Source organism: Leifsonia sp. NPDC102414 (assembly GCF_044765685.1).
GTDB lineage: Bacteria > Actinomycetota > Actinomycetes > Actinomycetales > Microbacteriaceae > Leifsonia.
Window position 1 is genome coordinate 36,910 of record NZ_JBIWKN010000006.1, and the last position, 18,552, is coordinate 55,461.

12 protein-coding genes are annotated in these 18,552 nt (G+C 63.1%); 9 read left to right on the top strand and 3 right to left on the bottom strand.

The window, feature by feature from the left end:
- The first annotated feature begins 48 nt into the window (after window positions 1-48).
- The gene (locus ACIRCZ_RS18685; protein WP_402855869.1) at window positions 49-270 is read left to right on the top strand and encodes a hypothetical protein; all 222 of its coding nucleotides are present in this window, start codon (window positions 49-51) and stop codon (window positions 268-270) included.
- Between the two features lie 36 nt (window positions 271-306).
- Window positions 307-1,584 carry a hypothetical protein gene (locus ACIRCZ_RS18690; protein ID WP_402855872.1) on the top strand — a complete coding sequence of 426 codons (1,278 nt, stop codon included), beginning with the start codon at window positions 307-309 and terminating at the stop codon, window positions 1,582-1,584.
- A 68-nt stretch (window positions 1,585-1,652) separates the two neighbouring features.
- Here ACIRCZ_RS18690 and ACIRCZ_RS18695 read toward each other — a convergent pair whose 3' ends face one another.
- The 3 genes from ACIRCZ_RS18695 to ACIRCZ_RS18705 all read right to left on the bottom strand — a co-directional run bounded on the left by ACIRCZ_RS18695 (window position 1,653) and on the right by ACIRCZ_RS18705 (window position 6,599).
- Window positions 1,653-4,373, bottom strand: a complete 2,721-nt coding sequence (locus ACIRCZ_RS18695) for a hypothetical protein (RefSeq protein ID WP_402855875.1) — start codon at window positions 4,371-4,373, stop codon at window positions 1,653-1,655.
- Window positions 4,374-4,656: 283 nt separating this feature from the next.
- Window positions 4,657-5,526, bottom strand: a complete 870-nt coding sequence (locus tag ACIRCZ_RS18700) for a hypothetical protein (protein WP_402855878.1) — start codon at window positions 5,524-5,526, stop codon at window positions 4,657-4,659.
- On the bottom strand, window positions 5,523-6,599 hold the full coding sequence (locus tag ACIRCZ_RS18705; protein WP_402855882.1) for a hypothetical protein: 1,077 nt from the start codon (window positions 6,597-6,599) through the stop codon (window positions 5,523-5,525). The genes ACIRCZ_RS18700 and ACIRCZ_RS18705 overlap by 4 nt, the downstream gene beginning before the upstream one ends.
- 140 nt (window positions 6,600-6,739) lie before the next feature.
- Here ACIRCZ_RS18705 and ACIRCZ_RS18710 point away from each other — a divergent pair, with 140 nt between their 5' ends.
- The 7 genes from ACIRCZ_RS18710 to ACIRCZ_RS18740 all read left to right on the top strand — a co-directional run bounded on the left by ACIRCZ_RS18710 (window position 6,740) and on the right by ACIRCZ_RS18740 (window position 17,096).
- Window positions 6,740-7,336 (top strand): hypothetical protein, encoded by a 597-nt coding sequence (locus ACIRCZ_RS18710; protein WP_402855885.1) that lies wholly within the window; start codon window positions 6,740-6,742, stop codon window positions 7,334-7,336.
- A 643-nt stretch (window positions 7,337-7,979) separates the two neighbouring features.
- The gene (locus ACIRCZ_RS18715) at window positions 7,980-8,957 is read left to right on the top strand and encodes a hypothetical protein (protein WP_402855888.1); all 978 of its coding nucleotides are present in this window, start codon (window positions 7,980-7,982) and stop codon (window positions 8,955-8,957) included.
- On the top strand, window positions 8,954-10,066 hold the full coding sequence (locus ACIRCZ_RS18720) for an alpha/beta hydrolase family protein (protein ID WP_402855893.1): 1,113 nt from the start codon (window positions 8,954-8,956) through the stop codon (window positions 10,064-10,066). Before ACIRCZ_RS18715 ends, ACIRCZ_RS18720 begins: the two co-directional genes overlap by 4 nt.
- A gap of 240 nt (window positions 10,067-10,306) precedes the next feature.
- The gene (locus ACIRCZ_RS18725) at window positions 10,307-10,579 is read left to right on the top strand and encodes a hypothetical protein (protein ID WP_402855896.1); all 273 of its coding nucleotides are present in this window, start codon (window positions 10,307-10,309) and stop codon (window positions 10,577-10,579) included.
- A gap of 890 nt (window positions 10,580-11,469) precedes the next feature.
- Entirely contained in the window at window positions 11,470-13,455 is a 1,986-nt protein-coding gene (locus ACIRCZ_RS18730; RefSeq protein WP_402855899.1) for a hypothetical protein, read from the top strand.
- Between the two features lie 2,118 nt (window positions 13,456-15,573).
- Entirely contained in the window at window positions 15,574-16,467 is an 894-nt protein-coding gene (locus ACIRCZ_RS18735; protein ID WP_402855902.1) for a ParA family protein, read from the top strand.
- Between the two features lie 266 nt (window positions 16,468-16,733).
- Window positions 16,734-17,096 carry a hypothetical protein gene (locus tag ACIRCZ_RS18740; RefSeq protein ID WP_402855905.1) on the top strand — a complete coding sequence of 121 codons (363 nt, stop codon included), beginning with the start codon at window positions 16,734-16,736 and terminating at the stop codon, window positions 17,094-17,096.
- Window positions 17,097-18,552 lie beyond the last annotated feature (1,456 nt).

Below are 18,552 nucleotides of genomic sequence, written 5' to 3' on the forward strand. Positions count from 1 at the left end.
CTTCCGATAGGAGCCGCGTGACTGTGCGCTCACGAGGAGGAAATCAACATGCAAACATTCGGCCAGACCGACACGATTGTCGCCTTCATGGCGGGTCTGCTCGTGCTGCTGATCCTGCTTCTGACCTACGGCTGGATCTGGGAATCGCGGCAACGAAAGAAGCGGCAAGCCGGCACCATCCACCACCCGATCGCTCACCGCGGCCGTCGACGAGCGAAGCCCTCCGGCCGCCGAGCGAAACGCGCTGGCCGCCGAGCAGCCACCCACTAGTCACACCCACAGTCACACCCCAGAACGGACAGCACCATGAACAGCACTGACAACAGCACTCCCCCGGCGCCGGAGCCGGACACCTATCCCCCAATCGAAGACGACCGAGGCCTGCTGAGCGTGTGGGGGCGGGGAAGCCGGAAGACGATCCGGTTGAGCATCGCCGGCAGTGTGGCCGCACTCGTCGTGATCGCGGGCGCGCTCGTCGTTCCCCGCCTGATCGGGGTCATGCAGCACGCAGCTGCGGACGCCGAATACCAGAACGCCCGCACCGAAGCGGTCGCCCTCTACAAGTCTGACGTGAAGGCGCAGAAGGACTTCACCGTCGCACACACGAAAGTGACCGACCTCCACGGCCAGGTGAAGACCATCCACGACCAAGCACAGGCCGGCCAGTACCTCCCGCCGGGCCAGCTGCGAGTGCTGCAGAAACAGGTCGGCGTTCTGGGCATGTACGCCGGGTTCACCGCCGGCACCACGGCGACCGATCCGCGACCGGCCGGGACCAGCACCTCCACCACGACTGACCTGCAGGCAGAGACCAGCCGCCTCACCGCATACGTGAACCGACAGACGACCGTGACCGAGACCACCACGAAGGCCGCCCGCGGCGCTACCGGCCAGATCCCCCGCACAAACGCGCAGCTCACCGCGCTCATCACCGGGCTGAAAGGCACCGCAACCGTCGACGCGACCCCTGGCCTGGACCGGCACGCGGCCGGGATCGTCACCGCCCTGGCCAAAGCCGACCAGCCGTCCAAGGACGCTCTGACCGCATCCGCGGCCGCTGCGATCAAGGACGCGGGAACCGGCACCCCCTCGACGCTGCTGCTCGAGTTCCTGACCAAGGCGGCCGCCGTGACCACCGCGCACAACGCCCAAGCCGCGGCAGAACAAGCAGCCGCGGCCGCCGCAGCAGAACAAGCCGCAGCGGACGCGGCCGCCCGTGCCGGAGCGACCACCTACGCCGACCCCTCCACCGGACAAACCAAAACCACCCCCCGCACCAACAACGGCGGCGGTAACGGTGCAGGTGCCCCCGTGACTGGCGGCGGAAGCACAGGTGGAGGATCCACCGGCGGCGGCGCACCCTCCGCTGGAGGCGGAGGCACGCCAGGCGGCGGGAGGGTCATCGACCACACCCCGCGCGTGGTTGCGAACGGCAACTATCAGCGAGGCTGCGACGGTGGGAAGACCTACTCGCAGTCCACCAGCTCCGGCGGCACCATCATCATCAATGTGCCGTATCCGTACACGTACAGCACCTTCACCACTTCTGACGGATGGGGCCTTGTTGTGTATGCCTGCATGTAGCGGGCATGAAGAAGGGCGCCGTCTCCACGTGATCGTGGGGGCGGCGCCCTTTTCGTTTCCTCTTGGGGTTAGGTGAGGTTGATGTCCTCGGTTGTTCCGGTGGTGTCGACGGGTGCGATGGTGGTTGTGCGTCGTCGACGAGTGATGGTGATGATCACGCCGAGCGCGATCACGGCGATGGCTGCTGCGCCGCCGGCCCAGATGATGCCGGTGGTGTCGCTACCGGTGTTCGCGAGTGCCGGTGGGTTCGGCGGGGTCACGACGACTGGCTTGGTGCTGACGGTGAAGGGTTCGTCGTGGCAGCCGCCGGTGACGATCGCGTTCTTGTCCTTGTCTCGCAGCGTCTCAACGTATCCGTAGTCGCCTGCGGGGAGGGGGCCGGATTCTGGGGAGGTGTACTCGGCGTGTTCCGCCATGCCCGGGGTTACCGGGATCGGGGTGGTTGTTTCGCCGACCTTGTGGTCGTCGTCGCAGACCAGGACGGTCTCGCCGGGCTTCTTCCCGTAGATGTCGAACTCGAGGGTGGAACCGTCGCTGATGGGGCCGTTGACGATGGCGGTGTCGGTGGCGGTGTCTCCCTCGACCAGTCCCGTGGGCGGAACGGTCGTCACTGTCGGCGGGATGAGAAGGGTGGTCTCGCCGGGCTGTCCGCACTTGCCAGTGCTGATGACCGTGTCGGTGCCGGGCAGGGTGGTGGTCTCCACCCAGAACACGGTGCCGAGCTGCCCGTCAAGCACGGGGAACTTCTCCGACGGGTAGTCGCCTGGCTTGTCCGCGTGGACGGGCTTGGTCGACAGGTAGATCCGGTTCTCCTCGGTGCAGACCGGTGACGTGCTGTCCTCAGGCTGCAGGTAGCCGGCGAAGCTGGTGTCGACGCCGCCGTCCGGGATCGGGCCGGTGATGGTGGCGGTGTCCTGGACAGTCGAGCCGGGACCGGACAGCGGTTGTGCTTTGGTCGTGACGGTCGGGCCGACGACCTGGACAGTCTCGGCAGGAACACCGAAGTCGTCCGTGAACTCGGTGAAGTAGCCGGCATACTTCGCCGGCTGGTCGGACTGCTTCAGCGACCACTGCACCGTCACGTAGCCGGGACGGTTCCCGACGCTGAACGAGGGCGACGTCGCCGCGGTCGGCCCGCCGAGGGTCTGAGAGACCGTGCCGATCAGTTCCGCGCCCGCGTTCGGGGTGGGGGACTGAACCGGCTTCGTCGGCATCCAATACACCTGACCGGTCAGCTTCGCCGGAACGCGTGCTCCGCCGTCCTGCAGCCAGGCACCGTTGTGAATGGTCGGGGTGATCGTGTCAGTGACCGTTCCCGTGATCGCCTTGCTCGTGTCCGACAGCTTGGTCGAGAACGAGAGCCCGGTCGCGACCACACTCGTCTCAGCAACCTGACCAAACCGATCCGTGAACGAATACGCGTCCGGGAGGAACAGCTGCGTGCTCGCTGGCTGAGCCGAGCCATCGATGCCCCACACCCACGTGTAGTAGCCCGCCTCCACCACAGCGGTGTCACTGGTAGCGGTGTACTTCACCGTCGGGCCGGTCTTCTTGTCCGTGGTCACTGTGGCGTGGCCTGCGACCAGCGCACCTGCCGGCACCGTGTCCGATTCCGCAAAGGGCACAGGGGACGGCCCATACAGGGTTCCGGTCGCGGTGACTGGGAAGTATGCCCCCGAGCTCGACTGGTACCACGGGTTGTTGCGGCTATGGTCCTGGTGGTCGAACGGGACGGTCGAGAAGGTGACGTCGTCCTGTGGCTTGTCACCGACCTTGTAGAACTTCGTCGTGACAGCCGTGCCGAGAACCGGAGCAAACTTCGACGTCCGGGTGACTGGGTCGTGGCCGCTGATCTGGTAGTCGGCGGAGTTGGTCGCGCCGGTACCCGCGATCAGGCGCTGCTGCGACCCGGTCTCCCACTGGGTGAGCTCCGCCTTCGCACCGCCCTGACCATGCACGGTCGCTACCGCTGAGATCTCCCAGTCCGGTGTGTTGTCGTCGGGCGCCACTCCACGTACCTGCACAACGGCCCCAGCAGCGAGACCGGTGATCGTGTTCGTCCCTGTGGCAGGGAATACGCCGTTCGTCAGCAGCACGTCGACCGAGCCGAGAACGTCGGCTGGAACTGTCATCGTTCCGGTGTAGTTGTTCGCGTCCACCTGGAACGTCAGCGGGGTGCTGGTTGTAGCGCCGCTGGTGGGCGTGTTGCGGGCGAGGTAGTAGTTCCAGACATCGCTGTACGCGGCGAGGATCTCGGGGTGGCTGTTGCTGATGTAGCCGGCGCCCTCCTCGAAGGTTCCGCGCTCGACGCCACCGCCGAGGTTCGAGCCGGTGAACGCGTACACGAACGCGTTCAACGCCGCAGCAAGCGTCGGGTTGTTCGTCGAGACCGCCTGAGGAATCAGCGCGGACAGGGTTGCGTTCGCGCCAGTGAGCTCGACGTCGGACATGTTGTAGCCGGAGTCGGAGGTGAACGACGTATTGACGCTGGCTGGGCCGGTCGTTCCCGATGGCCACGCGCGCGCCGAGTCGGCGCAGATCCCGTACTGGTTGTTGCCGGCATCGTAGAACCCGAGATCGCCGCCAAAGGTGGAGGCGCCGTGCACCATCAGCGGCGTTTCCGTTGCCGCGTCCGCGGTCTGCACGGAACTGATCGGGGCGACAGCGGAGACGGTGCCGATGACGCCGCCGGCTCCGATGACGAGGCCGAAGCTGAGTCCCGCAGCGACGAGGCGGTTGCGTCGTTTGCCGAGGTGGCGGGCGCTCGGGTTCCCCAGCCGCTGGAGCATCGTGGGTTTCTTCGTCTGGGTTGGTGGTGGCAGGTAGCTGTCTCGTCGTGGGTGCGCAGCGGTGGATCGCTCGCGGCCACGGCGAGTGTTCTTGCCTGGTGCTGCAGCACCGGACTGTGTTGACTCGTCCAAAGAGGACTCCTTCGTTGTGTTCATGCACGGCGATCTGCCCGTGCACTCACCACATAGAAGAAGCCCGGCGCGCAGTCGTGAATGCGTGCCGGGCTGCGTTGGTGTCGTGGTTTCTAGAAGCAGTACGTCTCGTCCGAGCGGATGTCGTCGGTCACGCTGGCATCAGCTGTCGTTTCTGCGGGGTGGGTGCTGTTGTGGCTAGTCCTGGTTGGAACAATTCGCACCGGTAACGGTGCAGAACGCGTCGGTGCTCGCTGCTGGTGGCGGGGCTGAAGCCGGGGATCCGGAGGTAGGCCGCGATAAGGGACGTTTCCGTAGATCGGTTTCGTGCGCCCCAGGTCGCGGCTGCGATCGCTTTAACTTCCAGGCCGTGCAGCTGCGGGAAGGCATCGGTTGCGGCACTCAGGGTGAGGTGTTCGTAGCTGCGCCGCGGAGGCCAGTTCATGGTGAGCCAGTTCACCGCGGGGAAGACATGGTCGACGACCCGGTCGGGGCTCAGCTCCTCCAAGAGAGTTGCCGCGCGGTCGATCGCCTCGGTCAGAGTCATCTCAAGGTCGTAGGTCGCCGATGGCGACGGGATTGATAGTCCTGGCGTGTCGATGTCGACATGATCGACCCACAGGGTGCGCTTATGGCGCTTCCCATTGCCATCCACATAGCACTCCTGGTAAGTGCGATCGGTCTGCTTGTTCAGGCTGCGAACGATATCCGTGTATGCCACCCCGAACGGGGAGGTTGTAGCTTCACTGACCGCTTCGGCCAGCGCTTGCCTGGAGAGCAGCGTCAGAATGTGCACGATCGCGTCGTCATCGACTTTGCCGACATCGTTGACTCCGACGAACGGGATGCCTTTGCTCGCGGCGTATGCGCGCGTTTGCGGTGCCAATCGGCGACTGACCAGCTCGCGAATGCCCTCCAAGTCTTCCTTGTTCTGGAAGAACACACGTGGATCGACGCTGAGACGGCGGGCGTACTCACGGATCAGAAACTCGTCAGCATCGTCGGTCGGGTGAACGTTCATGCTGTCGCAGCTCGTTTCATCGCGCGGACGAGCTCGGCAACTTCATCCACCCACGCCAGAGCCCTGTACGCGGCAGGCACCTGCGCGTCTTCGAATGCCTCCACATCCAACGCCGACGAGCGAACTAACTCCGCGAACTCCGCCGCTCCGTGTTGTGCAATGAACCGGTCCAGGGCCGACACCGCATCATCGAACTCTCGCAGCGTCCGGAATCGGAGCGCCGCCTGCCGATCCTCTTCCGATGCCGTGTCTGCCAAATGGATCTTCTGAGCCGCCAGGAGATGTGGGGTCACCTTGCGGTCGGTGTTAGCTGCTTCGATCTCCTTCTGGATACGGCGACGGCCAACCTCCGAAAGGTCCGGATCGGCCGCCAGGCGTTGCATCTTCTGCATCTTCTCGATCTGGTCACGGCTCGCGCCAACCAAGTTCGCCGCCACAACATCGCGCCACGACCCAGCCCCGACCGTTGAAGTGGCGGATTCCGCCAGTTCAAGAGGCATGCTCTTCTCGGACACCGTTTGCGCGCGTGCGAGTGTTGAACTGGCGGAATCCGCCACTTCAACGCTCGCGTTGCTCTTACCGAGGGTGCACTGCGCCTTGGCGCTCCGAGCGTTCGCAGCGTTCTGCTGCCTCGAGACCTCACGTCGCGCCTCGAACGCCGGCCGCACGACCTCCTCCACGTACGCCAACTCGTCCAACAACGTCGGGAGCGAGCCGGACTCGAGTGCGCGATCCATCGCGATCTGAGCGATCACGGCAGGATCGTCCGCCTCGGCGAACTCTCTAACCCCGAGGTGTGACCAACCCAACGCCATTGCGATCTTCAACTGCCGCTCCCCCGCGAGCACGACACCCGACGGCGTTATCGCTGGAGGGATCAGCAATGCGGCCTTCTCGGCGGCGTCGTCGATCGCTTCATCGGCGACGGGATGCTGCATCCGCAGATCCGACAGCGCACGCACCGTCCAACGGGAACTCGCGGCCGTTGGAAAGTCCTCAATCATTGATCCGCCCGCCTCGCCTCGTCCCATCGATCTCGACTCCACAGCGTCGAACGCGGATAGGTTCGTCATGCCATTAGCCTACCTAAATAGGGTCTGACATGTCTATATGGGTCGCGAGTGTGTCACAAGCTGGCCTTGACCGGTACGCTGGGGGTGTGGGACGCGCACGAGTGGGCACTGGAGAGCCGGGGGAATTCTCGCGTCGAGTGGTGGCAAACCTTGAGCGTCTTCGCGACGAGGCCAATCTTTCAAACGCGGACGTGTTCAATGCCTCGGGGTTCTCGGGCAATTACTACTACACGCGCCTACGCCTCGAGAAACCGTTTACGACCGACGATCTCGGACGACTCGCAACGACGTTGAACGTGAGCGTCGATGTGCTCACCGCGGACCACCCACAGGGCCACGCGAGCCAGGCTAAGTTTGACGGCCAAAAGCTTGCGCAACGTCTCGGTCAACTCGTCGAGAGCGCGGACAAGTCGTTCAGCTACGTTGTTCTGGATCGCGAGCTTCGCCGAGTGGGAGTCAGCGTTACCGAGGAAGTCTGGAACGGCCTTTGCTCCGGGGGCGGTCCGGATCTCGTGTCGGAGGTAACTCTCGTCGCGATTGCAGAGTTCTTTAAGGTAGATCCGCGGTATTTACTCGAAACCAGGTTCGACGATGTCGCTGATCGCGTTGAGGCTGAGCTGGAGTTCAAGGCAGCGCTTCGCGAAGTGGGCGCCAATTCGATGTCGTCTCGCGCCCTCGGCGCCGTATCGCCGGAGGCGCTACGGGCGGTCGCCGAGGCGATTCGCGGTCGTTCGTGAGCTTCGGCCGCATCGACAACGCTCCCTATGTATTCCAATAAGTAATCTATAGTATCACCTTAGATTTTACTGCTAGATCATGAGGTGGGCAATTGGGGTACTCGGACGTTGAAGACATGCGTTCCCAGCTTCGGTGGGACGTGATAGCGAAGGCGCGGAACCTCATCACTTCGCAGCCGTCGGGCTCCACGCTTCCGGCGCTATTGCGACTTGTCTCGCGTGAACTTGACCTGTCCCTAACTGTTGAGCGCGTCGGGGACTCCCGATGGGGTGCGCTTACGGGAGTCCTTGTTGTAACGCCGAAGCAAGCGCGGATACTTGTGCGCGAGACCGATCCCCTGACTTATCGGAATCGGTGCATTCTCCACGAGCTGGGACACCTTCTGTGCGGCCATCGCGAATGCGTTGCATTCAGCGAGCCTGTCTTCAACGACTCGAGCTACTATTTCGATCTGTTGCGAGGCCGCCCGACAGCGGCCGTAGCTGCGTCAGCCATGTGCGAGCGGCCGGTCCGCTCTCTGCTCAATGAAAGCGAGGCGGAAGAAGTCGCGCGAATCGGTGAAGCGCACCTTCTGAGGCCGGCAAGCTCTCGAGACGAGCTCGCCTGGGCAGTCGGATGAGAGTGTTGCAAGACGTTGCGCTCGTGGCGTTGACCCTGACGTTCCTTCTTCGCTTCCGTCTGCTACTTGACTTGAGTGGCGGACAGCGTGCCTTCTTCTCCCGCAGGGGCATCTATCCCTGGCTAGCGTGCGGGCTCGGCGCACTGGCGATCCTCACGCAAGGCGCAATTTGGCCGCAAGAGACTCTCGATGCCCCGCTTGGTGGCGCGAATGTTCTGAAACTGATTCAGCACATGCTTACGGTGGCTGCCTTCACGCTGCTCGTCTGGAATGCCATCGATTTGAGCGCACCAAGACCGCCTATCCCTTCAAAGGTTGTATTTCGTTGGCTGCTAACGGTGGCGATGCAAGCGGCTCTGGTCATGAGTTTTGTCATGATCGAAAATCCGGGCCGTACTGACTACTACTTCGTAGAGAACAATCAGGGCCGACAGGATGTCTGGCTATTTGCGGCGATCTACATGATCGAGATGCTGCTCATCTCGATTCTTCTGCTCGTGGCAATTCGAGGGCACCGGGCACGACCATATCGTTGGTTCAGGATCGGCTGTTCGCTGGTCATAGCGGCTTGCTTGGCAGAGCTCTTCGATCTGTGCAGTAGCCATATTCCGGCGTTGGCCCCCATGATAGGAATCGGGAGAGCCCTCTTCGATCCGTTGTTCTACCCTGGCGCACTGGCCATCATCGCTACGGTTGCCTATTTCACGACGACTCGTTGGCGCCGCCGGCACCACCTGCGTAAGTACTATGGCGAGCTCGTCCTGATCTGCGAGGCGCACCGGCTCTCGCCTTTGACTCGACCAACGACAGTGGAGGGACCGGACCTGGCTGAACTTGCCACGGTCGTTCGCGATGCCCACGTAGGCCAGGCGGTTGCCTATACGCCGGCTGAGATCGCGAAACTCAACAAGGCAGAGGAATACCTTGAGCGCGAGTTCGGCGACTTGCTGGAACTTGGTGCGGTGCGTGTCACGGTCGTAAACGCTATGGCGGCTTCGTGATCGTACTGATCATTTTGCCCTCGGTCGGCCTTGTTGTCATTGTCAGCGCGATTGCAGTGCTACTTGCGCGTCGTGTCATTGGGGATCGGAAGCGCTCCGCGACCCCGATTCTTTGGGATACCGGAGATTCAATTACAGTGCGGGCTACCGCGAGGACGTTGGCTCCCGGCATTTTCGCGCTCGTCCTGGCCGACGGCGCGAAGGCGATCGTTGGACCGATACTTGAGTCCACGTTGCAAACCGTCACCCGCAAAGTGGTCTGCCGTGTTGGTGTCTTCCGCGATGAAGCTTCCGCAGCCGCATGGACAGGCGAAATACTGGATGCTAGCGATCTCGGCAAACTGGACGACGTTTCGATTTGTACCCCACATGGCACAGCTCAAGCGTGGGTTATCCATCCTGCGGTTCGCGGGGAGCCTGACACCTGGGCTATCCACATTCATGGCCTCCGGTCGTCACGAGAGGGTGCCCTGCGATCGGTGCCCGCAGCCTCCGCTCTCGGAATGACCTCTCTGGTGATTTCGTTCACCGGCCATCACGCCCAGGCTGGACGGCGGCCTTCTGCGACGCTCGGCATCCGCGAGTCCGATGACGTTCTGGCTGCTGTCGAATTCGCGGTTACTCATGGAGCCCGCCGAGTCGTGCTCTTCGGATGGTCGATGGGGGCAACCGCAGCGCTCCTTGCCTCGGAGTGCGAAACGCGCGGGGCCCTCATTGCCGGGCTTGTCCTAGTTGGCCCTGCGACGACTTGGCCCAACATCCTTCGACACGCTGTCCGACGTGCTGGCTTGCCCGGCATATTCGGCGCGATGACGATGCTGGCGCTCCGTGCGCCGGCGCTTCGACAGCTTGCTGGAGCTCCTCAGCCGATTGACATGCGAAGCCTCGACTGGAGCATCAGCAAGCGGCTTGGTGTCCCCGCCTTAGTGCTCCATTCGCCGGGCGACGGGGATATCCCGCTGAGGTTCTCCGAACGCTTTGTGAGCGCGCAAGCGCCAGACGCAACACTCATTGTGCTGCCGCCAGCGCCGCATTGCGCCGAATACAATGTCGACCCGACTGCGTTCAACACTGCCATCATCGACTGGTGGAATAATCTACCAAAATAGGCTGAATAAAACCTATTCGGGTATGCTTTTGGCATGTTTTCCGCACACCCGGTTGGCCGCGCCTGCGATCTGCTTGAGGTCGGCACGCGATGAATCGCTTAGATCCCCCAGTCTCAGAGGACTGTGACGGAGGGCCGAGTGAGTCGATCACGCCCGTGACCACATTCCCGTTTCGAGATTGGTTCGCCTCTGATCGGCGTGGCTCCCGCAACGCATGTGTTAACTCGGAAGTATGTGAACATGGCGAAGACGAACAGGCATTCAGCGCAAGCGAGTCCCGCGTCGCACGACAAGAAGCAGGAACGGCGAACGGGCATCGTAACCACTCCCAAGCAGTTTCGCCTCACTCCCACCCTGGTGCAAGAGGTCAAGCTGGCTTCCGCCCAATCCGGAATCAACGAGTCCTACTACCTCGAGACGCTTCTCAACCAGATCCGCGCGACGAATGGATCATTGCCTGTTCTGTCGAGAGAGCTCGAACTACTCGGGGAGGCCAGATCCTCAGCGGCGTAAATCAAATGGCCCGCCACCTGGGTGACGGGCCGAAGCTTGATGCTTCACACCTGACTAGTTTGGCGACCGGGACGGTGAGAAGCGATTTGAAGGAGAACCAGGAAGAACCTGGGGCTCTGTTTTACCTAGAACCGGGAAGAACTAGGAGTGATCACATGGTAACCCCCAACGCCTGCTTGCGCACGTATCTAAACGTGCCGTCGGCGTGTCGCGCGACCGTTGCCCACGGATCTACCACTTCCCACGCCCTCCAGATTTCTCGCCGGCGATCGCTGACGAGCGCCCTCCTCAACCACGGAGGGGAGTCGCTGATGAGCAGCGCTTAATGAGAAAGGGCCGCCTTTCGGCGGCCCGTCCCAGAAATTCACTCTGGAGCTCAAACCCTCTCCGCCTGGCAGCAATGAGGTTCGAGCTTCTTCCCTCACCTAGAGGAGTCAGTACCGGTAACACGCCGGTGGCTTCGTCGTTCTCACTGAGAGGAGTTGGCAGCATCGTAACCCAGATTTCTGGTTCGCGCACGCTCGCACGTAGTCCGCGTGTCGCTATTCCGCCGGCCCCTAGCTCCGTCGCGTATCCCACCGGCGTTGAGCTGACGCGCTCCCTCTCCCCCGCTACTGACCCGCTGCAGCCACACACCGTCGTGCCTTACTGTCAGCCGCCGCCAACTTGCATCCGTCGTCGACTTCGTCGGCGGTGGGTGCGTGCAGCTCTCAACGATGGGGAGGCCGGCAATCCCCGAGTAGCGCAGAGACCGTGGCCGGCGCCAGACGCACGCCCTCACCCGCACCGGTCGGAGCCCCTTGATGGGCCCGGCACATCGCATCGATCGAACGCCGATTGAGTGTCGGCGGTCTTGTTGTGCCCATTTTCGAGTTGGAGGTGAATCGCCCGTGATGATCGAGCAGACGTCTGTTTCATCGCGTTGGGAGGCTGCATGGCAGCTGACGCGGCTGATTTCGCCGCGCCCGGAGGTGCACAAGGCGGAGCGGGATGCCTACGGGGAAGCGATCAACTCGTACACGCTCGCGCACGGTGTGGGCCCGGTGGTGCCGATGTCGCCGTGGCTGGTGCACTTGGCGGATCTGGAGGGCCGGTACTGGTTGGTGCCGTTCGACTTTGACGTGGTCCCTGGCGATGCGGATGGGGTGGAGCAGGCGCAGGATCATGCGGATGCGCTGTCGATCTTGCTGGGTCAGCTGTCGATCGCGCACGTGGTGTGCGAGTCCTCGTCCAAGGGAGGCCGGCACGTGTGGGTGGGGTTGGCGGAGCCGGCGCCGGCGGGCCTGATCGACGAGCTCGGCCGGGCGGCGAAGGCGGTCCTGCCGGCATTGGACCGCGGCATGCTCTCCAATCCGCGCCGCGGCGGCGCACGTCCGCCGTTGTCGCCGCATCGCAACGGGTCGTTCTCCCGGGTGTTGCGTGGCACGGTCGACTCCCTGGTGATGCCGTCGACGACCGTCGAAGATCTCCGAGCCCTCGTGGCGGCGCTCCTCGAGCGGGCGCCGGCGCTGGATCCGGCGGACACGGTTCTCGCCGGTGAGAGGCGCCCGGTGGCGTTCATCGGCCGCCGGCACCTCTCCCCCAAGGCTGAGGCTGCCCTGCAGGTTCACCGCGGCGGCGATGACCCGTCCCGCACCGCCTGGCACGCCCTGCTGATCCTCGCCTCGAATGGATTCACCTTCGAGGAAGCGGCGGCCGCGGCCGCGACGGCGCCGAGCCTGGAGCACTTCCGCACCCGCCGGGCAGGCGACCGCGGCGAACGGCGGCCGCGCACCGCGGCCGAGACCCGCACCCGGCTCGAGGACGCGTGGGAGAAGGTGCAGAAGCACGTCCGCGTACGCCGTGCGGCGCCGTCGGCCGAGCCGAAGGACTGGGCCACCCTGCACCGGCAGGTGGCGATCGCCGAGGACCTCCTCGACGGATTCCGGATCAACCCCGGCCGGTGGGGCGGCCACTACGGCGCCCCGACCCGGCGCACCGTCCTCACCGGGCTCGCCTACCTGACCCTGCGCACCGGCAAGAATGCCGTGGCGGCCGCCACACGCACCCTGGCCGAGCTGTGCAACATCGACCACTCCACCGCCGCCCGAGCACTCCTCGCCCTCGAAGACGACGGCCTGGTGCAGCGCATCCAGGACGCTAAAGGACTCAACGCCGCGACCTGGTCCCTCACCCCGACCCGCGACTTTTCCACAACTCCAGATCTTGGTGCGACACAACCCCTAAACATCACACCCCGCCCCCCGTCAGATCTGGCAGAGCCGCGGTTGTTGTATGCGCGCCGGGCCGCGCTTCTCGAGGAGCTTGAAGGGTTCTTGAGCGGCGTGCAGCATGATGTCTTCAGCTACCGCGGATTGGGTCATCAGGCTGGCCAGTTGTGGGCGCTGATGCGGGCCGGCGCCATCTGGACGGTCGACGGCGTCGCGCGCACGTTCCAGATGACTCACGAGCATGCGACCAAGCTGTTGTCTCGGCTGAGACGCGTGAAGCTCATCCGATTTACATCGGAAGGCTGGACGAGTGGGCGCCGGGATCTTCGACGCTCGGCCGCGGGCCGGCTGGGCGTGGTCGGCGTGCTCGAGGAGCGCATGGCCGGCCACGAAGTGGACCGAGAACTCTGGCGATGGTGGCGCAGCGAGTACGAACGGATGACCTCTCCCCCACGGCGCAGGCCCAAACGCAGACACATCACCGACCGGCCCCTCACCTGGGCCGAAGCACCAGCTCGCGGCGGAGAACGTGAGTGGCCGATGTACCCGAGGATCGGCGATGACCCTCGAGCTCGCGCGGACCATCGTCGAGCGCGTCTTGACGTCGACGCCGGCCTACTCGAGCCAGGCTCACGGTGGACTCCCGCCGATTACGTAGCAGCGTAGAGCGAACGCTGATGACTCGGCGATGGACAGCGCCAGTCTTCATCGGAGGTGCGCCCGGTCAGGTGTGGGAGATGAAGGGTGAAATTAGCTGCCAATTGCTGCGATGCATAGGCGCCAGCACCTGACAGGCTGTCCACTCGTTGGTGGGTGTGGGGTTTTCAATGGTCAGCACCCATCGTGGTGGCGTCGCAGTCTTTTCGTAGGGGCAGTTGGCGCCACCACGTCAAACTCGACGAGCGCGGCTGTCGCGAGAAACGCTGTGCGCAGGCGAACGTGGCTAGCACTAGCAACGCTCTCGCCCGCGGGCACCCACAGGCGAAGGAGCTTGCCCTCAACCCCAGTTGCGAAGATCGCGCATCCGCGCTTTCGCGGGTGAAATCGGGGAACAGACGGAAACCCGGCCCGACGCGCCGAGCCCGGCCTGATTGGCTAGCGCCGGTGCGTCACTCTGTTGCAAGCGATCACCGCACCACGGTGGTGCCGACCCCACACCCGGTGCAGGGAGGGGCGGCACCACCCTCGCCTCGCCGCCCACAGAGCTCGAGGACGGCCGTTAGCCGAAATGCCGTGCACAGGGGAAGATGGCTACGAGTGAAGGGAACCGGTGAATGAAACGTCCCACTCCCCCGCGGAGGCCTCGTGGCCGTCACGTCGCGGTCCAGCCTTTGATCGCGATTCCAGCAGAACCGCGGGTCTCGTTCGAGGTGTTCTACGTACCCGCTGGTCGTTACGCCGCGCCCGTCACACCTCGCCGCACCGAGAAGCAGCGTCAGACTATTGCGGCCAGCCCACGCGGATGCTGGTGGACAGTCCAGGAAATCGGACCTGACAACCCACCCCGATAGGCGCATCGCCCGAGAAGATCACGATGGGTGGTTCAGCAACGCGCTGGTCGCTCATTTTGGAGGGTCACAGTCGACCTGCAGCGCAGTGGGGGCACAGCTTCCTTTTGCGACAGATTGCCCCTGCCCCGAGTGCGATCCCGACGGGAGCGGCCAGTGCGATCACTAACCACGGCAAGGCGAAGGAGACACCGCAGCGGAAGCAACTTCATTCCGAATCGCTCGAGGTCCGTTCGTCGGGGCCTTTCCCGATCGTTCGACGCAGCAGCTCGGCATTGTGAGCTGCTGCCTGCGCCATGGCGAGTGACGTTCCAGTTGCCAGCCCGCTGTGGGCAGCGTGAGTCACAAGGTTTCGGAGGCTTTGGCACAGGCGCGGATCCAAGCGGTGAGATCGCGCCCAGCAGCTTCTGTGAGCTGAGACGACTTGTGTGTCTGGTTCATGTGTTCCAGTCAAGGTCAGTTCACGGATAGCCACATCCGCCGCAGGTTCCGACTCGAATACAACTCGAGGACTACAACAGCGTCGCAGCATGGGCTACCCGACGAGCGTGACAGCGTGCGCCGATCTCCCCAACAAGCGGGCGGTGAACGTCACACCCGCGCCCACTGTTCACTCCCCCGCACACGGGCGCGGACCGCGACGATAGGTTCTGAACCTCGGCGGCCTCGCCCTCTACCGCCCGGATCGTGAGAGGGCGCGGGTAACGGCGGGAGTGATATCGACCTGGATCGCACCGGGAATGGACCAATGAATAACGGAAGGTGACGACGAGTTCGTGTTCATACGTCCAGTACACCCAAACCACTCAATGTGTCACATCCTCCTCACGGGTCCTTCCAGTCAACCTGAGGTACGAGTTTCGACCGACCGCACCATGACTCCCCGCCGTTAACGCACCTGCGAGTTTAGTGCTGAGAGACGTTGGCTTGTGGCCGGAACTGCTACGCGGTGCTGTTCTCGCTGTGCCTTTTGTCTGTCTGCCGTTCATCGTAGTTCGCTCCGCATCTACATTCCGGGCTCTCGCGGCATATCCACGCCCTTCACAGCGTAAGGATTAATGAGCCCTCCGCAACGTGTGTAGCTATAAGTATAGCAAGTGATATAGCTAGCGTTCTAGCGATATATGGTGCGGTAATTTGAGCATGGCGTATGGCTATTCCCAACGCACGGCGTGTCGCTACTAAATTAGCAAGCAAGTAAACGATAGAAATAGCTTGGCTTGTTGCGAGGTGACTCGCTGCAACCGCTGCTAGGAACAGTGCAAGGGAGATTGCAATGAGTATTGCGAGAGCGTGCGCAATTGAGAACGGTAAAGGCGGAGTTGGAAAGACTTCGATCATCTGCAATGTGGGTGGCCTAGCTGCCGCCGACGGTGCTCGTGTATTGATCGTTGACCTTGATCCCCAGAACAACACCAGCAAGGACCTCGGCTATCCAATGGGGGATGGGGCCGCGCTCTTCAACGCGTTCGTAACAGACGCGCCGCTTCCAATCCTCCGGAATGTGAGGCCGAACTTAGATGTGGTCGTTGGGGGAGAGCAGGTAGGCGATATTCCTGCCATGTCGTTTGCATGGAGCCAGCGAGGAGCTGGCGACTTTGCCGATCGGCTCCACGCGAAGCTCGACGACATCGCGGGGGAGTACGACTTGATCCTCATTGACACCCCGCCAGGTGACCGCATCATCAGCGAGGGCGTACTGGTCGTGGCGACAAGTGTCGTAATACCGACCCAGTCAGACGACGGGAGTCTCGATGGGGTGATGGCAGTGGCCAAGCGGTTCCTCGCGGTACGTGATCGGAATCCCGAACTCCAGCTCGCCGGTGTGGTCCTGTTCGACATGGAGCACCGCGCGATGCGTCTTGAACGAGGTGTAAGGCGAGATCTCGAGGAAATGCTTGGGGGAGTGGCCCCAGTCTTCCAGCGGCGCATCCGCCATGCGAAGAGCCCGGCCAAGGATGCAAGGGCGCGAGGGTTGTTGGCGCACGAGCTGGAAGACGCCGCTGATGCCGATCGGAAGCAGCGACTTGTGGCGTTGCGGGCAGGGGAGAAACCCGTGGACGGCATGTACACGCGCGACGCGACCGGGCTTGCAGAGGACTACCAGGAGTTGACGCGAGAGATCATCCGCGCCGTTGCCCGCATTCAGGCAGAGGTTGACGCAGCATGACCGAGGGATCGAAGCGAGAGAGCCTGGCAGACGCGTTCAGCCCGACACGGAAAGACTCCAAGCCACCGCGTTCCGAGGGCCTGGCATCACTCCTCACACCTAGACGTGGAGCAGGCAGTGTGGAGAGCAAACGACCGAAGCGAGATGTGACTTTCGACGCGGTCCGGCCACAGTCGGACAGCCCGAGTGTTACCCAGTCGAGTGCCACCACATCACGCAAGCCGGCTCGCACTCAGAAGGCAGCGAGTTCGGAATCGACTGGGGGAGTGGGCAATAAGGCCGTCTACCTCCGTCCGACCCTTCTGGAGAGCTTGCGTATCTACAAGCGGTCCACCGGCCTCACATATGCCGACATCCTCGTAGAGGCGTTTGACAACATCGACGATGCCAAACTGATCGACGCATTCGCAGTGCAACCACGAATCTCGAAGTCGGGCATGCCGGTCGCGACGACCGTGCAGCGGGGCGGAGAGGGACTGCAGATCAACCTTCGCCTCAATGCCGCTCAGGTCGAATGGCTCAGTGGAAAGGAAGAAGTTGTGGGAGCACCATCCCGCTCGGCGCTTGTCGCGAAGGTCTTCGAGCTCTTCTTTGAGGACCGCAACGTTCAGCTGCATCGCCGAGACTAGTTTGTTGTAGCGTCGCTGCAGCATGAACTCCACACGTTGTCGTGCGGAGGTCGAACGTGGACCAGCGGCGGTATCTGCGGTGCGGGAGGTTTGAATTCGACTCCTGAAAGCCAGGCGGGTTGTCCTAAGAACGAGTTGCTAGCGGCGCGAGGGAATGTCGCAGTCGTCCGAGGTACAACGGGGGAGTGGTGTTCGAGATCACAGAACAGGGTGTGACCCGGGTGTGGCCCCTAGGTAACTGACCGCTCAAGGGCCTTCCTGCTTAGGGGCTCCAACGGGCGAGTCGGCAAGGATGTGGTGGATTGCACGGTCCATTCGTGTGGCGATGCGTCGGTTGAGTAGCGGCGCCATGGATGCTGCGAGGACGAGGGTTGCGCCGGCGGCCGCGTAGTAGGTGGTGGGGGAGGCTAGCGCCGTGATGGTGCCGATGCTGGCGGTGAATCCGCCAACGCTCCAGCCGATGGGAGGCAGGGGGACCCGGATTGGGGGAGCGGCGGGGGTTTCGGGGGAGGTAGTGTGGGCGCGCTGGTGCAGACCCTTGATGGGGCCCGACGCCTTAAGGCCTGCACCAGCGCCCACCCTTGTTGGGTGGCCTGCAGGACCCGAACCGTGCAGGGCGGTTTGGATGGTCCAGGTTTCTAGTTGGGCCATCCGGGAGGCATCCACAGAACGGATGCCGAGTTCTTCGTGTCGCTGCCTCAACTCCTCGAGCAGGCGCGGCGCGGCCGTGTCTGCGAGGGTGGTTCTGGCCCTGTGATCGGGGCCGGTCAGCGTCATCGCACTCCGTTCCGATGATGAAACCTCTTGGTGGAACCATCGTTCTATCCAATGTGTCGCCGATAGTCCCCTTTCAGGGGGCACCCTGCACAGCCAAGTGCGGTAGCGCTGGTAGGAAGGGTGCACGTGTGTGGGCGGTATGTATGCGGTCTTCTTCTGTGGTCGTGAATAGCGTGTCGAGTTGTGCTTGGACGGAATGTGGATTGTGTCGTGTGCGTATGGTTGTTGTGTGGATGTGAGTGGGGTGTGGGTTGTTGATCCGGTGACGCAGGTGGAGTTGTGGGTGTCGGAGTATTCGACTGTGGATGCCACGATCCAAAGGGCGGCATGTGAACGTGCGGGGTTACTGGGAAAGAATCCGATTCTTTCCTGAGTACGGATATCCGTGGCCGTTGTGGGAGGTGGGTCAGGATACGGTTGAGACCGCCGAGTATGGGTTGTGCGCTGAGCTGATAGCGACGCTTGAGGCGTGGGTGCGGGATTGGAATCACACGCCGTGGGACGCTGGCTGGGACAGTGACGAGGCCCGGTTGCGGGGGGAGCGTGAGGGCGAAGTGTTGGTTATGTGGGTGCAGCGCGAGGTATGGGATTTCGCAAGGGTTGTCACAAAGGTTTCGTCCAGCTTGAGCGATGTGCTCGGGCGGAACGAGCCAGATTTCGTCGCGCCGCCCGAACCCAT